21 protein-coding genes and 1 tRNA gene are annotated in these 18,563 nt (G+C 35.7%); 10 read left to right on the top strand and 12 right to left on the bottom strand.

Annotated features, from left to right (window positions below):
• The 7 genes from INR75_RS19000 to INR75_RS18970 all read left to right on the top strand — a co-directional run bounded on the left by INR75_RS19000 (nt 1) and on the right by INR75_RS18970 (nt 6,104).
• Entirely contained in the window at nt 1–1,185 is a 1,185-nt protein-coding gene (locus INR75_RS19000; RefSeq protein WP_223090061.1) for an NADH:ubiquinone reductase (Na(+)-transporting) subunit B, read from the top strand.
• A gap of 2 nt (nt 1,186–1,187) precedes the next feature.
• On the top strand, nt 1,188–1,931 hold the full coding sequence (locus INR75_RS18995; protein WP_223090060.1) for a Na(+)-translocating NADH-quinone reductase subunit C: 744 nt from the start codon (nt 1,188–1,190) through the stop codon (nt 1,929–1,931).
• A 2-nt stretch (nt 1,932–1,933) separates the two neighbouring features.
• Nucleotides 1,934–2,692: an NADH:ubiquinone reductase (Na(+)-transporting) subunit D gene (locus tag INR75_RS18990; RefSeq protein WP_223090059.1), complete on the top strand. Its 759-nt coding sequence runs from the start codon at nt 1,934–1,936 to the stop codon at nt 2,690–2,692.
• Between the two features lie 22 nt (nt 2,693–2,714).
• Complete coding sequence (nqrE, locus tag INR75_RS18985; protein ID WP_092544733.1) at nt 2,715–3,329, top strand: NADH:ubiquinone reductase (Na(+)-transporting) subunit E; 615 nt, start codon at nt 2,715–2,717, stop codon at nt 3,327–3,329.
• A 16-nt stretch (nt 3,330–3,345) separates the two neighbouring features.
• On the top strand, nt 3,346–4,632 hold the full coding sequence (gene nqrF, locus INR75_RS18980) for an NADH:ubiquinone reductase (Na(+)-transporting) subunit F (protein WP_223090058.1): 1,287 nt from the start codon (nt 3,346–3,348) through the stop codon (nt 4,630–4,632).
• Between the two features lie 97 nt (nt 4,633–4,729).
• Nucleotides 4,730–5,089 (top strand): Na(+)-translocating NADH-quinone reductase subunit F, encoded by a 360-nt coding sequence (locus INR75_RS18975; protein ID WP_092544729.1) that lies wholly within the window; start codon nt 4,730–4,732, stop codon nt 5,087–5,089.
• A complete protein-coding gene (locus INR75_RS18970) occupies nt 5,070–6,104 on the top strand; it encodes an FAD:protein FMN transferase (protein ID WP_223090057.1) in 1,035 nt (344 codons plus the stop codon). Before INR75_RS18975 ends, INR75_RS18970 begins: the two co-directional genes overlap by 20 nt.
• 67 nt (nt 6,105–6,171) lie before the next feature.
• On the opposite strand, the gene INR75_RS18965 is transcribed toward INR75_RS18970, so the two are convergent.
• The 6 genes from INR75_RS18965 to gpmI all read right to left on the bottom strand — a co-directional run bounded on the left by INR75_RS18965 (nt 6,172) and on the right by gpmI (nt 10,955).
• Nucleotides 6,172–6,945: a class I SAM-dependent methyltransferase gene (locus tag INR75_RS18965; RefSeq protein WP_223090056.1), complete on the bottom strand. Its 774-nt coding sequence runs from the start codon at nt 6,943–6,945 to the stop codon at nt 6,172–6,174.
• A gap of 69 nt (nt 6,946–7,014) precedes the next feature.
• On the bottom strand, nt 7,015–7,581 hold the full coding sequence (locus INR75_RS18960; RefSeq protein ID WP_092544723.1) for an HNH endonuclease: 567 nt from the start codon (nt 7,579–7,581) through the stop codon (nt 7,015–7,017).
• The gene (gene map / locus INR75_RS18955; RefSeq protein ID WP_092544721.1) at nt 7,574–8,389 is read right to left on the bottom strand and encodes a type I methionyl aminopeptidase; all 816 of its coding nucleotides are present in this window, start codon (nt 8,387–8,389) and stop codon (nt 7,574–7,576) included. Before map ends, INR75_RS18960 begins: the two co-directional genes overlap by 8 nt.
• A gap of 12 nt (nt 8,390–8,401) precedes the next feature.
• Nucleotides 8,402–8,812 carry a BT0820 family HAD-type phosphatase gene (locus INR75_RS18950; RefSeq protein WP_092544719.1) on the bottom strand — a complete coding sequence of 137 codons (411 nt, stop codon included), beginning with the start codon at nt 8,810–8,812 and terminating at the stop codon, nt 8,402–8,404.
• Between the two features lie 59 nt (nt 8,813–8,871).
• Entirely contained in the window at nt 8,872–9,414 is a 543-nt protein-coding gene (locus tag INR75_RS18945) for a thioredoxin family protein (protein ID WP_223090055.1), read from the bottom strand.
• A gap of 23 nt (nt 9,415–9,437) precedes the next feature.
• Nucleotides 9,438–10,955 carry a 2,3-bisphosphoglycerate-independent phosphoglycerate mutase gene (gene gpmI, locus INR75_RS18940; RefSeq protein WP_223090054.1) on the bottom strand — a complete coding sequence of 506 codons (1,518 nt, stop codon included), beginning with the start codon at nt 10,953–10,955 and terminating at the stop codon, nt 9,438–9,440.
• 383 nt (nt 10,956–11,338) lie between these two features.
• Between gpmI and INR75_RS18935 the strand changes: the two genes are divergently transcribed.
• Entirely contained in the window at nt 11,339–12,097 is a 759-nt protein-coding gene (locus INR75_RS18935; RefSeq protein WP_255584593.1) for a murein L,D-transpeptidase catalytic domain family protein, read from the top strand.
• A 74-nt stretch (nt 12,098–12,171) separates the two neighbouring features.
• Here INR75_RS18935 and INR75_RS18930 read toward each other — a convergent pair whose 3' ends face one another.
• Together INR75_RS18930 and INR75_RS18925 are read right to left on the bottom strand one after the other, a co-directional pair.
• On the bottom strand, nt 12,172–12,459 hold the full coding sequence (locus INR75_RS18930; RefSeq protein ID WP_245758683.1) for a GNAT family N-acetyltransferase: 288 nt from the start codon (nt 12,457–12,459) through the stop codon (nt 12,172–12,174).
• 5 nt (nt 12,460–12,464) lie between these two features.
• Nucleotides 12,465–13,013 carry a ClpP family protease gene (locus INR75_RS18925; protein WP_223090052.1) on the bottom strand — a complete coding sequence of 183 codons (549 nt, stop codon included), beginning with the start codon at nt 13,011–13,013 and terminating at the stop codon, nt 12,465–12,467.
• Between the two features lie 65 nt (nt 13,014–13,078).
• Here INR75_RS18925 and INR75_RS18920 point away from each other — a divergent pair, with 65 nt between their 5' ends.
• Together INR75_RS18920 and INR75_RS18915 are read left to right on the top strand one after the other, a co-directional pair.
• Nucleotides 13,079–13,504 (top strand): GNAT family N-acetyltransferase, encoded by a 426-nt coding sequence (locus INR75_RS18920; RefSeq protein ID WP_223090051.1) that lies wholly within the window; start codon nt 13,079–13,081, stop codon nt 13,502–13,504.
• A 51-nt stretch (nt 13,505–13,555) separates the two neighbouring features.
• Nucleotides 13,556–13,628: transfer RNA gene (locus INR75_RS18915), tRNA-Gly, on the top strand.
• 420 nt (nt 13,629–14,048) lie between these two features.
• Here INR75_RS18915 and INR75_RS18910 read toward each other — a convergent pair.
• The 4 genes from INR75_RS18910 to rho form a co-directional block, all read right to left on the bottom strand.
• Nucleotides 14,049–14,528, bottom strand: a complete 480-nt coding sequence (locus INR75_RS18910; protein WP_223090050.1) for a hypothetical protein — start codon at nt 14,526–14,528, stop codon at nt 14,049–14,051.
• Nucleotides 14,529–14,602: 74 nt separating this feature from the next.
• On the bottom strand, nt 14,603–15,961 hold the full coding sequence (locus INR75_RS18905) for an ATP-binding protein (protein ID WP_223090049.1): 1,359 nt from the start codon (nt 15,959–15,961) through the stop codon (nt 14,603–14,605).
• The gene (locus tag INR75_RS18900) at nt 15,945–16,658 is read right to left on the bottom strand and encodes a response regulator transcription factor (RefSeq protein ID WP_223090048.1); all 714 of its coding nucleotides are present in this window, start codon (nt 16,656–16,658) and stop codon (nt 15,945–15,947) included. The genes INR75_RS18905 and INR75_RS18900 overlap by 17 nt, the downstream gene beginning before the upstream one ends.
• A gap of 116 nt (nt 16,659–16,774) precedes the next feature.
• Complete coding sequence (rho, locus tag INR75_RS18895) at nt 16,775–18,427, bottom strand: transcription termination factor Rho (protein ID WP_223090047.1); 1,653 nt, start codon at nt 18,425–18,427, stop codon at nt 16,775–16,777.
• Nucleotides 18,428–18,563 lie beyond the last annotated feature (136 nt).

Raw genomic sequence — 18,563 nt, 5'->3', positions numbered from 1 at the left:
ATGGAATGGATAAGACAACGATTAGATAAATTTAAAGAGCCTTTTGGTAAAGGGAAAAAACTTGAAAAGTATGCTCCTGCCATCAATGCTCTTGATACTTTTTTGTTTACACCTAATCACACCACTAAAACTGGTGCGCACATTCGTGATGGTGTAGATCTTAAAAGAACAATGATTACAGTAGTTTTAGCACTAATCCCAGCCTTGATCTTTGGTATGTGGAATGGTGGTTACCAGTACTTACATCAATTACCAGAATATGCAGATGGTGTTCCTTTTATGGATGCCTTTTTAGAAGGAGCTATTAAGATCGTTCCTATGATCGTAGTTTCTTATGCTATTGGTCTTGGAATTGAATTTGCATTTGCAATTTTTAGAGGTCACGAAGTAAACGAAGGTTATTTAGTAACTGGTTTACTTATTCCTATGGTAATGCCAATTGATATCCCACTTTGGATGGTTGGTGTTTCTGTAGTATTCTCTGTTATTATAGGGAAAGAAGCTTTTGGAGGTACAGGAATGAACATTCTTAACCCGGCTTTAACAGCACGTGCATTTGCATTTTTTGCATATCCAACTTATATGTCTGGTAATACAGTATGGGTTCACAATGCTTCTGAAATTGATGGGGTATCAGGAGAAACGATTCTTGGTAAATTAGCATCAGGAACAGAAGTGCCTTATAACACTATGGATATGTTCTCTGGTTTAATTCCGGGGTCGATCTCAGAAACTTCTACTATATGTATTCTTGCTGGTGCTTTACTTTTAATACTTACTAAAGTAGGTAGCTGGAGAATTATCGTAAGTGGATTTGCAGGAGCAGCAGTAATGGCATTAATTTTTAACTCGCTTCCATCTTTAGGAATAGAGGGTAACAATCTTACAAACTTCCCTTGGTATAATCACCTTGTAATTGGTGGTCTTGCTTTTGGGGTTGTGTTTATGGCAACAGATCCTGTTTCTGCCGCACAAACCATGAAAGGAAAGTGGATCTATGGATTCCTAATTGGATTCTTTGCAATTATGATTAGAATCTTTAACCCTGCTTATCCAGAAGGAATTATGTTAGCTATTTTATTGATGAACGTCTTTGCTCCAGTAATTGATCATTATGTGATCGAGGGCAATGTGAAGAAGAGAAAGAAAAGATTAGCTACAGTTAAAGAAGTGAAAACAGCTTAGTTATGGAAGAGAAAACAGTAAATAAAACAAATACAAACGGCTATACTTTTATTTTCGCCATTATTATGGTGTTAGTTGTAGCCAGTGTACTTGCTTTTACAGCGACATCGCTAAAGCCTTTACAAAACGAGAATGTTCGTAATGAAAAAATGCAGAATATTCTTGCTACAGTAGGTATAGAAACAAGTAGGGATAGCGCACAGGCATTGTACGATCAGTATATTACAGAAACAGTTTCTTTAACAGAAGATGGATCTGTTGATGAATCTGTTGATGCTTTCGAGGTAGATCTTACCAAAGAATTACGTAGACCGGTAGAAGAGCAAATCTATCCTTTATATATTGCAGATATTGAAGGTTCTAAATATTACATTATTCCTCTTAGAGGAAAAGGACTTTGGGATGCAATCTGGGGTTATATTTCTTTAAAAGATGATGTAAATACGGTTAAAGGAGCTGTATTTGATCACAAAGGTGAAACACCAGGTCTAGGAGCCGAAATTACACAGGCATGGTTTCAGGAACGTTTTTCAGATGAAAAAATCTTTGACGAAAACGGGAATCTTGTGGGAGTGTCTGTTGTAAAAGGAAGTAAGGGAAATGCTAATAAAGATGACAATCAGGTAGACGCCATTTCTGGTGCAACGATTACTGGTAACGGTGTGTCTGATATGATTTCTGAAAGATTAAAGCATTATCTTCCTTATTTCAAGCAACAAACAGACGTAAAAGTAGCAACTAAGTAATTATGAAGACAGATAACACAAAAACTTCTACAGATTCAGCTAAAACAGCTGCTGAGAAGAAAAAAGATGAAATGATTCTGTTCCTATCAAGTTCAGAAGAGAAAGAACATTTTCTGTCTAAGAATAACAGGAAATTATTATCAGATCCATTCGACGACAATAACCCAATTACCGTACAGGTATTAGGTATTTGTTCTGCGTTAGCGATTACTGTACAGTTAAGACCTGCATTAGTAATGTCTATTGCGGTAATTGCAGTAGTTGCTTTTTCTAACGTGATTGTTTCTTTAATTAGAAATTTAATTCCAAACCGAATTAGAATTATTGTGCAGCTTGTAGTTGTTGCATCACTTGTAATTTTGGTGGATCAGATACTTAAAGCTTACTCCTATGATGTTAGTAAGCAGCTCTCGGTTTTCGTAGGGCTTATTATTACTAACTGTATCGTAATGGGGCGTCTAGAAGCCTTTGCATTAGGTAATGGCGTTTACAAATCGTTTCTAGATGGTATAGGAAACGGTGCTGGTTACGGTTTTATCCTAATTGTAGTAGCTTTCTTTAGAGAACTATTAGGATCTGGAAAGTTATTTGGATATGAAGTTTTAGGTCATAAAGCACCAACCTTGGCAGATTCTACAGGTCTTTATGCTTTAGGGTATGAAAATAACGGTTTGATGTTGTTATCGCCAATGGCTCTTATTATAGTAGGAATCATTATTTGGGTACAACGTTCTAGAAACCGTAAACTAATCGAAGAATAAATCAACAGCGAATTATCTTATTATGGAATATTTAAATTTATTTGTTAGAAGTATTTTCATAGAAAATATGATTTTTGCCTACTTCTTAGGAATGTGTTCCTATTTAGCAGTGTCAAAAACAGTGAACACCGCTGTTGGTCTTGGTGCGGCAGTAATATTTGTACTTACCGTAACTGTACCAATCAACTTTCTATTAGATCAATATTTACTAAGCCCTGGTGCTCTTCAATGGTTGAGTCCAGAATATGCAGATGTAGACCTTAGTTTCTTAAGTTTTATCATGTTTATTGCGGTAATCGCTTCTATGGTACAACTTGTAGAAATGATCGTTGAAAAATTTGCTCCTGCTCTTTATGGTGCTCTTGGTATTTTCCTTCCACTTATCGCGGTAAACTGTGCGATCTTAGGAGGATCTTTATTTATGCAACAAAAGAACTTTGGAGGAATAGGCGAAGCAGTAACTTATGGTTTTGGTAGTGGTATTGGATGGTTTTTAGCCATCATCGCTATTGCAGCAATTAGAGAAAAAATTACCTACTCTAACGTACCTGCACCATTAAAAGGTCTTGGGATCACATTTATCATCACAGGATTAATGGCGATAGGATTTATGAGTTTTATGGGAATTAAATTATAAAAGAAAAACAACAACAATGACAGTTATAATTGCAAGTATAGTTGTATTCTTAATTTTGATCCTTCTTTTGGTTTCTATCCTTTTAGGAGCTAAAGCGAAGTTAATCCCTTCGGGACCGGTTAAGATTAATGTAAATGGAGAAAAAGACCTTGAAGTAAGTTCTGGAGGAACACTGCTTGGTACTTTAGGTTCAGAAAAACTTTTCCTTCCTTCTGCTTGTGGTGGAGGTGGTACCTGCATCCAGTGTAAGTGTATCGTATCTGAAGGTGGAGGATCACTTTTACCTACAGAGGAGCCACATTTTACGCGTAAAGAAATCGCTGATGGTTGGAGACTTGGATGCCAAGTGAAAGTAAAGCAGGATATGAAAATTCAGATTCCTGAAGAAGTATTTGGTATTAAAAAATGGGAAGCTACCGTTGTTAGAAATTATAACGTAGCCTCTTTTATTAAGGAATTTGTGGTAGAAATTCCTGAAGATATGGATTACAAAGCAGGAGGATATATTCAAATCGAAATTCCAAAATGTGAAGTACCATATAAAGATATTGATATTACAGCTCACCCAGAAGAGCATGAAACTCCGGATAAGTTTCAGGCAGAGTGGGATAAGTTTGGTCTATGGCCATTAGTAATGAAAAATAATGAAACTGTAGAGCGTGCTTACTCTATGGCTTCTTATCCTGCAGAAGGACGAGAAATCATGCTTAACGTACGTATTGCTACTCCGCCATGGGATAGAGGTAAGAATGGTTGGATGGATGTAAACCCTGGTATTGCTTCATCTTACATCTTCTCTAGAAAGAAAGGTGATAAAGTAATTATTTCTGGACCTTATGGAGAGTTCTTTATTAATGAAAGTGAAGCAGAGATGCTTTATGTTGGTGGTGGAGCCGGTATGGCACCAATGCGTTCTCACTTGTACCACCTTTTCCGTACTGTAAAAACAGGAAGAAAAGTTACTTATTGGTATGGAGGCCGTTCTAAAAGAGAGCTTTTCTATACAGAGCACTTTAGAGCATTAGAAAGAGATTTCCCTAACTTTAAATTCTATCTTGCACTGTCTGAACCTTTAGAAGAGGATAACTGGAAAGTAAAAGACGGTATTGATGGGGAAGGAGATGGTTTTGTAGGCTTTATTCATCAGGTTGTAATTGATAACTATTTAAGTCATCATGATGAGCCAGAGGATATAGAGTTCTATTTCTGTGGACCACCACTTATGAACAAAGCGGTAGAGAAAATGACCGAAGATTTTGGAGTACCTCGTGAGAATGTAAGATTCGATGATTTTGGAGGATAATTCAAAATTTAATAATAATACTAAGCCGACTTATATAAGTCGGCTTTTTTTGTGTTCTTTTTCTAGCGTTTAAGTCTTCTATTTGTAATTTTGCAGCATGGCAAACGAGTTAACAAAACAGGAGCTTCACAACCTTGCAATGAATGTGGTAGGCGAAGATCTAGAAAAAAATGGCTATGAGTTTTTAGGGGTAAACAGTAGTATAAAAGCAAATCCGCAATTTGTAGCATTGAAAAATAAAAAACTTCATTTTGTGGTGGTTCGTGCTATAAGTTATCCTATGGATCCAAAAGTTATGGATAGAATTTATATGGAAACTATGAAGCAGCACGCTACTAAGTTTAAAGCTAGAACTTTTTATGCCGGGGTTGGTATCGCGAATGCTAAAGATTATGAATTACCGGTAACTCACGAAGAAAATTATATTATTAATTACGATGGCTGGCAGGAAATTTAAATACACCATATCAATATTCGTTGTTTTATGCGCTTCTTTTTTTATTGGCTGCGAAGGCAATGAATTCGAAGAAAAAAATTATGCCGGTGAGGCTTTGGGCACTTCTTATCATATTAAAATCTTCACAGGAAAGGACGATTTACAGGTAGAAAAGGCTTTGGATAGTATTTTCGATGTGATAAATCAGTCAATGAGTACTTATTGGGAGAATTCCGATATCTCTTTAATCAATAAAGGGATAGATTCAGTAAAAATCGACAGTCATTTTAAACGAGTTTTCCAAGCTTCTGGTAAAATATATCAAGAAACCGAAGGATATTTTGATCCTACGGTAGGAAATTTAGTAAATGCGTATGGTTTTGGACCAGATAGGCGTTTAGATGCCTTAGATGATAAAACGATCGATTCTTTACTGCAATATGTAGGTTTTGATAAATTGAAGCTGAATTCAGAATCTGAAATTGTAAAAGAAGACCCAAAAATTTATCTTGATTTTAATGCAATCGCTAAAGGTTATACGATCGATGTTATAGCTGAATATTTTGAAAGTAGGGGAGTGCAAAATTATTTGATTGAATTAGGTGGAGAATTAGTAAGCAAAGGCGAGCATATCACAAAACAGAAGCCTTTTATTGTCGCTATAGATGATCCATTGCAGGAAGAAGGGGAAAGGACTTTTCAGGCTACGCTGAAGCTTAAAAATAGAGGTATGGCAACCTCTGGAAACTATCGAAAATTCAGAATAGATTCGATTACCGGCGAACGTTATGTACATACTATAAATCCGCTTACTGGTAAGCCAGAAAGAAGCAATTTACTAAGTGCATCAGTTCTTGCTGAAAGTTGTATGCTTGCCGATGGATATGCTACTGCATTTATGGCTTTAGGGCTAGATAAGGCTAAAGAATTATCATCGAAATTGGATAATATCGAGGTTTATTTTATTTATGCTGAAAATGATTCAACTAAAGTATATACCTCTGAAGGATTTCAGGAAGTTTTAATTAGTGAGTAATTGCTGGTTTTCGCTTCAAGCTTCAATATTAGATATTCTGAAGCAGAAATTTTAAAATTTTAGTTGATCAAACTTCAGGTTTATGGCAAACCGGAATAATTTCACCTTTGGCAAGTCGGAATTTATCAACCTGTTCAGCAGAAAGTTCTGAAGTAAAGTTGACTTCTTCAACGTCAAAACCAATGTTTCTTAATTTATCAAAGTAATCTCTTCCGTAAACACGAACGTGGTCATATTGGCCAAAAATTTGGGCTCTCTCTTTTGGATCTGTGATACTGTCATCTTCGAAAGTAGTGGCGCGATCTAACTCCTGCGGAATTTGTAAAATAGCCGTTCCTCCAGGTTTAAGCACACGCAAAATTTCCTGCATGGCTTTAGTATCATCTGGAATATGCTCTAAAACATGATTGCACAGAATAAAATCAAACTCGTTATCCTTAAAAGGAAGATTACAGATGTCTGCTTTTACGTCAGCTAAGGGCGAATTAAGATCTGTTGTAGTATAATCGAGATTATCTAATTGTCTGAAACGTTTGTAAAAAGCCTGCTCTGGCGCAAAATGAAGCATTTTGATATTTGCCTCAAAAAGGCTTGTTTTTTGCTTCAAATAAAGCCATAATAAGCGATGACGTTCTAAAGAAAGCGTCGATGGAGATAAAACATTTTCCCGCTGATTCTCATACCCATAAGGTAAAAACTTTTTAAAGCTTTTGCCATCTATAGGATCTGTGTAGGTGCTGCCTTTAAGTGTTAAGACCAAAAATGGTTTAACAAAATAACTAAGACGTATTAATAACGGTCTTGGTACTGTATTGAGAATCTTTTTAAAAAGCCTTTTCATTTAAGTATATCTTTCCGGAGCCAAAGATATTCAAATTAAATGCTTTCAACAGGAAATTATTTCGAATGTCTATACTTCGATATCTCCCCAGTTCTCACCAGATTTAATTCTGTAAAGCTGCATTTCTGAAACTCCAAACTGTTTCGCAAGAACACGAATTCTTGTTTTTCTATTTGGATCCAGTAATTTCTTTTTAAGGATTACCGCCTGTGCATAGGTTAATTTAGAATAAGAAGTAACCTTTCTAAGTTTACGTTTTTTCTTGTTCTCTTTAACGCTAGGGCTGTTGTATTGATGTGCAACCCATTCGTCTTTGGTTGCCCATGCAATATTTTCTACGCGGTTATCGTCTTTCTTAAAGTTCTTGTGAATTACATACTTATCTCCTTCTTTTTTGTCCAGAAAAAGTTCTGCAACAATACGGTGTATGTAATACGTCTTGGACTTTCCAGACTTTAATTTCACAGCGAAATTAAGGTAGCCTCCAACCCGGCCGCCACGCATTAATTCGCCTTCTTCTTTGTTTTTTAGGAAGCTTACCAGTCTACCGTAATTAGATACTTTGTAGACAAAACGGTCTTCCCATTCTTCTTTGTGTAGGGTTTTCCAAACCTCTCCTCTGAAATTTTTAATCATAGGTTTTTGCTCTAAATTCGTCTTCTTCGTTACTTTCTATGCCTAAAGCTTCATAGATATAACTGAAGGTGGACAACAGCTCCGGTTTGCCGTCGATTAAGGCTACATCGTGTTCAAAATGAGCACTTGGTTTGTTATCTGCAGTTAGAATCGTCCAGCCATCGGGAAGCTGTTTAATACGACGTGTACCCAAATTCGTCATGGGTTCTATCGCAACTACCATTCCTTCTACAAATTTCTTTCCTCGACCTTTTCTGCCATAATTAGGCATTTCTGGGTCTTCGTGCATTTTAGCGCCAAGGCCGTGACCAACAAGCTCACGAACAACTCCGTAACCATGGTCTTCAGTAAATTTCTGAATAGCATAGCCAACATCACCGACACGATTGCCGGCTTTGAATTCTCTTATTCCTACATAAAGTGATTCTTTGGTAACCTCCAGGAGTTTTTGTGTTTCTGGGGCGACTTCTCCTACAGCGAAGGTATACGCATGATCTCCGTAGAAACCATTTTTTAAAGCACCACAATCAATAGAAATAATATCACCTTCAACAAGGGGCTTATCGTTAGGAATCCCGTGCACTACCTGTGCATTTGGACTCATACATAAGGAATTTGGAAAATCGTACATTCCTAGAAATCCTGGATGGGCGCCATGATCTCTAATAAATTCTTCTGCCATTTTATCCAGCTGAAGTGTAGAAATACCAGGCTTAACTTCTTTGGCCAGCATCCCCAGGGTTTTCGATACGATTTGTGCACTTTCCCTAATTAATTCAATCTGTTCCCTTGTTTTAGGTATAATCATTAGTGTTAATCTTTATAGTCTACCGAAAAATCGGTTTTTCTTTTTTTTAATTTGCTTTGAGTGCTTGCTCCCTGTCTTTTGAGATATCATTTGGTAGATCTCTCCCCATCCTAACATACCGCCGATATTACGGTCGTCAATAAAAATATCGGCCAAAATCTTACGACTAAGGCTTTCATCAAACTTTTCTTCAGGGTAGCTTTTATTTACAGCATAGAAATTTATGCCATTTTTTTTGCAAAATGTTACGGCCTCTTCTAAACGAGTGCCTTTGCGGTAAGTCCATAGAATAAGGTTATGCCCATCTTCTTGTAGCTTTTTTAATGTTTCAAAAGCAAACAAAAGGGGCTTACCTATTTCTGGGTACTTATTTTCTACAATAGTACCGTCAAAATCTATCGCTATTGTTAGTGTAGGGGACATAACGTTCAGCAAAAATAAATGAATAGCAGTTAACTATCCGTTTTCAAACACTTATTTATTTACTCGGCGTACGAGTTTTTGTACTTTTTACCACTTACTATTTTAGCAATATCTTCTTCAAGACTTTCTTGCGCAAATTCTACAAAACGGTTTACTTCTTTACCGTCTTTGTAAAAAATGATAGTAGGTACACGATCTAGGTTTACTTCGTCTTCGTACTTTTCTGGTGTAGATTTGCTATAGTCTACTGCGATAGCCGTAAGCTTATCTTGATCGTAACCGATCTCATCTAATATTTTAAAGAAACGTGGTGTTTCTCTTTTACTATCGCCACACCAGGTACCCATAAAGATCTTAATTTCGTAATCATTAATGTTTTCCTTGATGGTTTCCATAGCTTCAGCCTTTGGTTCAAATTTTTCGTACCTGGACTCAAACCAGGAAGCATAAGGCTGCTGCTGCAGGTCTTCTTTTTTGAATTTACCTAATAGCATACTTTGTTGCACTTCTGCTACAGATGCCTCGTTATTGCTTTCTTTAGAAGTATTTACGGTGCCGCACCCTAAAAGTACGGCAACCATAAGTGGAATTAGTTTTGTCATTTTTTTTAGCGTCTTGCTTTTAATTAAACAAGGGAATCCTGCGTCATTAATTCAGGCTTCTCGATTCCCATCAATTTTAAAATAGTTGGTGCAATATCGCCCAATTTACCACTTTTTATTTCTTTAATGTCTTTATCTAAAAGAATTAATGGAACTGGGTTCGTAGTATGCGCTGTATTTGGAGATCCGTCTTCGTTGATCATCGTTTCACTATTACCATGATCTGCAATCACAATTACAGAATAATCATTATCCATAGCAGTAGTACATACATCTTTTGCACATTCATCTACAGTTTCACATGCTTTTACAGCGGCTTCAAAAACACCAGTGTGTCCAACCATGTCTGGATTCGCGAAATTTAAACAAATAAAATCAGCCGATTTTTTATTTAATTCAGGAACAATCTTATCTCTAATTTCATAAGCACTCATTTCAGGCTGTAGGTCGTAAGTAGCTACTTTTGGAGAATTACACATAATCCTTTTTTCTCCTTTAAATGGTTCTTCACGACCACCAGAGAAGAAGAAAGTAACGTGCGGATATTTCTCAGTTTCAGCAATTCTGATCTGCTTTTTACCAACAAACTCCAGTACTTCACCTAATGTACTTTTTATGTTTTCTTTTTTAAAGATTACATTTACGTTTTTAAAGCTATCATCATACTTGGTTAGCGTCACATAATATAAAGGCATTTTCTTCATATCATATTCAGCAAAGTCATCCTGACTTAGAGCCTGGGTTAACTGTCTACCACGATCTGTTCTAAAATTAAAGAAAATTACAACATCTTTTTCCTGAAGTTTAGCAACAGGCGTGCCATCTTCTTTTGTAATAACGATTGGCTTTATAAATTCGTCTGTAACTTCATCGTCATAACTATCTTGTACAGCTTGTACGGGATCCTGAGTTTCTTTTCCTTCTCCCTTAACGATCAGGTCGTAAGCTTGTTCTACACGTTCCCATCTTTTATCACGATCCATGGCATAATAACGGCCAATAATAGATGCTAATTCTCCATTAGTTTCTTTAAGGTGTTGTTGTATCTCTTCTACAAAACCTTTTCCAGAGCGAGGATCTACATCTCGGCCATCTGTAAAAGCGTGTAGATATTTATTTTCAATGCCATAATCTTCAGCAGCGGTTAAAAGACCTTTAAGGTGTTTAATATGAGAGTGTACACCACCATCACTTAAAAGTCCCATAAAATGGATTGGCTTATCATTTTTCTTAGCATACTCAAAAGCTTCGCGTAATGCAGGCTCTTCAATTAAAGTTTTATTTTCTACAGCCTGATTGATCTTTACAAGATCCTGATAAACCACACGACCAGCTCCAAGATTCATGTGACCAACTTCACTATTTCCCATTTGCCCTTCTGGTAAACCAACGTTCATTCCATCGGTTCTTAATTGAGCGTGAGGATATTTTTTAGAGATTTCGTCTACAAATGGAGTGTTCGCTTTTGCGACAGCTGAAACTTCTTCGTTTTGAGTAAGTCCCCAACCGTCTAATATCATTAATAATACCTTCTTGTTCATTGTAATGGTGTAAATTTTGGATAAAGATAAAAACAAATTAAAAGTTTGCTAAATGCTGCAACCTTAATGTTTTATTAAAGTTATTCACTTTTTGGAGATTAAAATTGAGATCTTAAAATATTTTTCAACGAAAACGATTTAAAATCTTAAAAAATAATCTTGTCAATTTTTTTTAACATATCGGAATTATAAAATTTAACATTTTATGGATCGGTTTATGTAATAACATAGGTCAATCAGCGTTCATAAAATAGTATGATGCTTATTGTAAAATTAGATTTAACAGCTTAGATTTCAAATAATTATTATGAAAATTGTGTAAGCATGTTATTTTTTGTATGTTGGCAAAAATTTTAGATAAAATTAACAAAACAAACCCCAAAATGACGAAACGATTAATGGCTGTAGCGGTAGTTTTAATGTTTTCAACTGCCTTTTCGGGATCTACTGCAACTTCTGAAATTAAAATTAAAAAAGACCAAAAATTATTAGCTGAATTAGATAATTTCGAGATTAAAAAAACTGAGCTTACTTTTGAAGATAAGGTAGGTATGTTATATGATACTTTTAAAGATAAAAATGAAAGTATGCCTAAACTTGGTGCTTTTCAAAATGCAATGAAAGGCTATTACAAGTTGGAGGATGAAGGAAAAGTAAAAAATAAGTTGCTTACAATTATTGATTTTGACCTTTCTTCTAAGTTAAAAAGATTTTGGGTTTTAGATATGGAAAATCAGGATGTGCTTTTTAATACTTATACATCACATGGTAAAAATTCTGGTTGGGAATTCGCTAAAACTTTCTCTAATGCTGTAAATAGTCATAAAAGTAGTTTAGGTTTTTATGTGACCGGTGAAACGTATTATGGTAAAAACGGTCTTTCTCTTTTTATAGACGGAATGGAGAAAAAATTTAATAGCAACGCAAGAAAACGTTATGTCGTTATTCACGGTTCAGATTATGTGACTGAGAGATTTGTGGATAGTAGAGGTAGAGCTGGTCGCAGTTATGGTTGTCCTGCAGTGCCTAGAAAGATTTCTAGAGAGATCATTAATACGATTAAAGGAAATTCTGTGGTTTATATTAATAAAAGTTCTCAGGACTACTTATCCAATAGTACATTTTTAAATCAAAAGGCTTAATAATAAGCTTTACATTATAAAAAACTAGGGCTGAAATTGTACAATTTCAGCCCTAGTTTTTTTCTTAATATTAATTATGCCCTAACGTCAGAGTATTCTGAATAACGCTCGAACATTACCTCTGCAAATGGGCAAAGTGGTTCGATCTTCAAGTCTTTTTCTCTCGCATATTTAACAGTTTCAGCCACTAGTTTGGTTGCTTTTCCCTGTCCTTCATATTGGCGTTTTACTTCTGTATGGTCTATAGTTATAAGTCCGTTTCCAGATTTTGTATAGGTAAGTTCAGCAATGATTCCTTTCTCACCTTCCATATAAAACATGCCCATGCGGTCGTTTTCCTTGTGTTTAATAGGGCTTTCCATATCTTTTATTTTAGGATACCATCAACAATGCCGTAGTCTAAAGATTCCTGCGCATCCATCCAGTAATCACGGTTAAAGTCTTTCATCACTTTTTCTGCAGTTTGTCCGCAGTTTTCAGCAAGGATCTTCGCGCTAAGTTCTTTAGTTTTTAAGATCTCTGTAGCCTGAATTTCGATATTTGAAGCCTGACCTCTGGCACCACCAGAAGGTTGATGTATCATTACTTTAGCATGAGGTTGTATAAATCGTCTTCCTTTTTTTCCTGCAGAAAGTAAAATAGATCCCATAGATGCTGCAAGACCGGTGCAAATAGTAGAAACCGGCGCTTCTATGGCCTGTATCGTATCGTAAATTGCAAAACCATCTGTAACATAACCACCCGGGCTATTGATATAAAGCTGAATTTCTTCTTTTCCTTCCAAATCAAGATAAAGTAAACGATCGATCACGTGTTTGGCCGATTTATCGTCTACCGGTCCCCACATAAATATTTTACGTTCCTCTAAAAATTTAGCGTCTATTTTATCCTGAATTTTTCCTGGCTTATCTTTCATTATGCTTTCTTTTCAAAAAATTATTATCACATAAAAATATGATTAATTTTGAAGAAAAATAAAATTTGGAGCTTTCATTTAACAGGATTTTAAAGGAAGAAATAGATATTATAATTCCGCTTATTCAGCAATTAGCCATAACGCCTATTTCTGCTGAAGTTTTAAAAGAACGATTCACAGAAATGTTTTCGCAAAATTACACATGCTATGGCGTTTTTGATAGCGATCGAATTATTGGAGTTTTTGGTTTATGGGAAATGACCAGGCATTATGCCGGTAAAATGTACGAAGCAGATCATATTGTTATTGCTAAAGAATACCGCGGAAAAGGAGTAGGGAAGCAATTATTTGCTTTTATTGATGAGTTGGCTAAAAAGTATAATGCAGCTACGGTTGAATTAAATACGTATGTAGAAAATTTTAAATCGCATAAGTTTTACATGAACGAAGGTTATGTGATACGTGGTTATCATTTTCAGAAAAAATATTGAAAAATATTTGGAGAGATAGACAAATCTAATTTATCTTTGCCACCGCTTTAGGCGGGAGTAGCTCAGTTGGTAGAGCGTCAGCCTTCCAAGCTGAATGTCGCCGGTTCGAACCCGGTCTCCCGCTCTATAAAAACCCTGTTGGTACATCCGGCAGGGTTTTGTTTTTATAAGCTCATTTTAGTGATTTTTGAGCTACATTTTTTGGTCGTAAAAAAATAAAGCCTCGCGTTGCGAGGCTTTTTAATTTCCTAAAATAGTATTTATTACGGCCATTATTTTAGGAAAAGTTTTTTATTGGCACCGCCAAAGATGTCATACCCCGACACTTGCCTAGAAATTAAAAATTTGTTTCCAAAGTATGCCTCGAAGGCTTGCCTCTAGGTAGTTTACTATAAATTCTCGGCAGGGCAACCACATGTTAAGGATATCAGAAGTGAACGCAAAAATATGATGAAAGAAGTAACAGCGATCACCCCAACCGAAAATTAACCTATTAACTAACAACCAAAATCATTTGCATAGGCACTAATCAAACAATTTTTAATTAAGAAGCCAGCAACCTGGCTAATGTACTATTAGAAACAACATTCATTGCTGTTGGATATTCTACATTTATAATTTCGATATCAGAATCTTTTAAAAAAGGAATGATATTAAAAGCATTTTTCCTTTTACACTTCATCGTTCTACCGTCTGATGGCAGGTATGCATGTGTTATCTTTTGTCCTTCTACGAAGTTATTGAACGCATTCCTGGTACCACCAAAAAATATATCTATGGTAATTGAATTGATGATGTCCTGATATTTATTTTCAAGAGCAATCATTGCTTCATTAAATGCTTCAGATTTTAATTCTTCCAGATGATCATCTTTTGAATAAAAAAGAAGCTCTGTGATCGATGATGAAAGTGATGCTCCATACACCAAAACAATATTAGTCTTTTGCTCGCAATCATCTAGCGCACGCTTTAAAAGCGTTAGAGAATTCACAGAGAAATCTGTAGGAATTAAAATCTTTCTCATAGCAATTTGTTTCTAACAAACTTATCTTATGATTGTTAGAAACCTATTAATACAAGATTAGAATACCATTAGAATTATAGCGCGATGGGAATTTTAATTTCGATCACGGTTCCTCCAGTTTGAGAAGATGTTGCAACAACATTACCCTTATGCATATTAATTACATTGCGGGTTAAAGGAAGTCCGATTCCGTAGCCGTGAAAATTTTCAGTATTACTTCCTCTAAAAAATGGATCGAAGATATAAGGCAGGTCGTTTTCCGGGATGCCTATTCCTTTGTCTCTAACCACAATAACAACATCTTTATCTGATGCTGAAAGAGCGAAATTTACTTTTTCGTTATTGGAATATTTACAAGCATTCATCACAACATTAGAAATAGCCAGATGCAGTAATTGCGCATTCCCGTTAATGGATAATTTCTCTGGATTTTCAGGTAAAAGATCAAAATCTAGGTGAATATGTGCATCAGGATAAATTTTTTCGACCGTTTCTTTAACATCAATTACCAGTTCGTCAATGCGCAAGCTTGTAAATGTTTGTGCTTTGCCATCATAACCTGTTTGGGCTAAAAAAAGTAGTGCTTTGGTCTTTTTATCAAGTTTGCCGGCTTCTTCTAATATGTTCTTAAGTGATGAAACATATTCTTCGTTAGATCTTTCTTTCGCAAGCGTTACATCTGCTTCCCCAATAATCGAAGTTAGTGGTGTATTAAGTTCGTGAGAGGCATTACTGATAAAGTTCTTTTGGGTTTCAAAGGAAGTTTCCAGCCTGTTTAGCATATTATTAAAGGTAGAAGTAAGGCTACGAAGTTCTTCATTATCTTCTGGTTCTCTAAGTCGAAAATTGAGGTTTTCAGTACTAATTTTTTTCATGTCCTCAATAATGATCTGTAACGGCATAAGCACTCTTCTGGAAAAGAACCAGGCAATAAATACTATAATTAAGATTGAAATTAATAGCGCTATAAATAACAGGTTTCTTAAATAAACAATATGGTGAGTGTTGTAATAGTTTTCTGCGGAAACAATAACCAGATAATCCCTGCCGCGATTATGATATTTAATACCTGAATAAAACGTGTTTTTCTCTTTATAATAGGCACGTTCTAAATCTTCTATATCTTCCAGAAAAGAAATAGGGATCGCTAAGCTTGATTGTGAATGAATATCGAAACGTTGCAAATCGATGATCGTGATCTTTTCGTTAGGTAATTCTTCCAGGAAATCCTGACGAATTTCTTTAACGGCATTGATGTCCTGGTCGTCCTCCAATTCGATTTTAGCCATAGTGATGGCGCGAATCTCCAGTCGTTTGTAAAAATCTGTGTACGAATAATCACTAATAGAAAAATAAATAAATCCGCTAAAAACAAGAATGTAAGCGAGAAATATTGAAGTAAGAAAAAGAATAATTTTATTCTGCGTTTTCATCGTCTTCTTTCAAAACATATCCCATCCCGATCACAGTATGGATAAGTCTTTCGTTATTTTCTTTTTCTAATTTTTTCCGAAGATAATTCACGTAAACATCTACGACGTTAGTCCCAATATCATAGTTTACACCCCAAACATTTTCAAGTAATTCTGTTCTGGAAATTACTCTTTCCGGCGCTTTCAAGAAGGCGAGTAGCAGTTTATATTCCGTAGAGGTTAAAGCAATTTTTTTGCCGTTCCTAGTTACAGTTTTTGAAGAATCATTCAGTTTAATATCTGCAAATCTATAGCTATCATCTGGTGTATTTGAGTTAAAATTACGTGATCTACGCAGTAAACTTTTAACTCTGGCGATAAGCTCGATGAATTTAAAAGGTTTGGCCAGGTAATCGTCGGCACCGCTGTTTAGGCCCATCGCAATATTTTCAGAACTCCCCAGGGCTGTTAAAAATAGGATAGGAACCTGCTGATTTTCCTCTCTTACTGCTTTGCAGATCTCCATACCATTCATTTCAGGCAACATTATATCGAGGATAAGCAGATCGAATTTGTTAGACGAGGCCATTTGATAACCTTCTTTTCCGTTTAAAGCAATACTTACCTCAAAACCTTCTTCAGTAAGGCCCTTATTGATGAAGGCGCAAACTTTGGTATCATCTTCAACAAGTAATATTTTGGCGTTTTTTGTATCCATAGTAAATCTAGATAGGCCTAAAATAAAAAGAAATTAATCAATAAACAGGAAAAATGAGTTAATAAAAAAGCGGCTATAAAAAGCCGCTTTTGATATAATGAATGAATAACTTTTGCTTAGCCGTTCATGCTAATAAGAAATTCTTCGTTGTTATTCGTCTGCTTAATTTTTTGCTGAATAAATTCCATTGCTTCAACAGGATTCATATCGGCAAGATATTTACGCATTATCCACATACGTTGGATAGTTGTTTCATCTAAAAGAAGATCATCACGACGCGTACTTGAAGAAATAAGATCGATCGCCGGGAATACTCTACGGTTAGAAATTCTACGATCCAACTGAAGCTCCATGTTACCGGTTCCTTTAAATTCTTCAAAGATTACCTCGTCCATTTTAGAACCAGTATCGGTTAATGCTGTTGCAATGATAGAAAGTGATCCACCACCTTCGATATTACGGGCAGCACCAAAGAAACGTTTTGGTTTGTGTAGCGCATTAGCATCTACACCACCACTTAATACCTTACCACTGGCAGGTTGTACGGTGTTGTAGGCTCTTGCAAGACGAGTTATCGAATCTAATAAGATCACTACATCATGTCCACATTCTACAAGACGTTTAGCTTTTTCTAAAACAATATTTGCAACTCTTACGTGCTCGTGCGCTTCTTTATCGAAAGTAGAAGCAACAACTTCGCCTTGTACGTTACGTTGCATATCGGTAACTTCTTCTGGACGTTCGTCGATAAGAAGGATAATTTGATAAACCTCTGGATGATTTGCAGCAATGGCGTTAGCAATGTCTTTTAATAACATTGTTTTACCAGTTTTAGGCTGCGAAACGATCATACCACGTTGTCCTTTTCCGATAGGAGAAAATAGATCCATCACTCGTGTAGAAATAGAACTTTCTTTATCTGCGATGTTAAATTTCTCTTTTGGGAAGAGCGGAGTAAGATGCTCGAAAGAAACACGGTCTCGTACTACCTGTGGATCAAGACCATTAATTTTATTGATCTTGATTAAAGGGAAATATTTTTCGCCCTCTTTTGGAGGTCTAATTTGCCCTAGTACTGTATCACCGGTTTTTAATCCGAATAAACGAATTTGAGACTGTGATACATAAATATCGTCTGGAGAAGTAAGGTAATTATAATCTGAAGATCTAAGGAAACCGTAGTTATCCTGCATGATATCCAGTACACCTTCACTTTCTATAATCGCATCAAACTCATAATCTGGCTCGCGGTAGCGGTTTCGATTGTCGCGGTTGCCGTGATTTTTATGATTATTGTTGTTGCTATTATTATCGTTGCGATTGTCCTTCTTATTGCTGTTATTTCTGGAATCTTTACGATTGTTATTTCGATTATTCGATCTGGATGAATTATCCTCGCTTTTGTTAGATTCCTTCTCCTTTTTAGGAGCTTTATTTTCTGGCTTAGGAGTGTTGTCCTGGCTTTCCTTTTTAGGAATGTCCTTTTTTACTTCTGAAGTTGTTTCTTCGGTTTTTTTAGGTCTGCCTGGTTTTTTGTCACTACCAATTTTCTTTCTTGGTCTTTTTGGCTTATCCTCGGTTTTTTTCTCTTCGGCCTTTTCTTCTTGCAAAGCTTCTTTCGCCTTCGTAGGATTAGCAGCCTGATAATCTAAGATTTGATAAACTAGATCTAATTTTTTAAGACTTCTAAACTTTGGGACGTTTAGGGATTTGGCAATATCCTGAAGCTCAGGTAGCTTTTTAGCTTTTAATTCAGAAATTTCAAACATGAATAGTCAAGAATAAATTTGTTTGGATTGATTGTATAGACTTCTTTTTGGAAGAATAGAAAAATAAATTTTTTGGAGTCATAAGTAACCTGTAAAGAACCGGTTACGAAATGTGTATGCAATTATACAACTTTAT

This window comes from Zunongwangia sp. SCSIO 43204, from assembly GCF_019904275.1.
Classification (GTDB): Bacteria; Bacteroidota; Bacteroidia; order Flavobacteriales; family Flavobacteriaceae; genus Zunongwangia; species Zunongwangia mangrovi.
The sequence above is the reverse complement of the archived record's forward strand: the minus strand, read 5'-3'. Positions and strand labels throughout refer to the sequence as shown.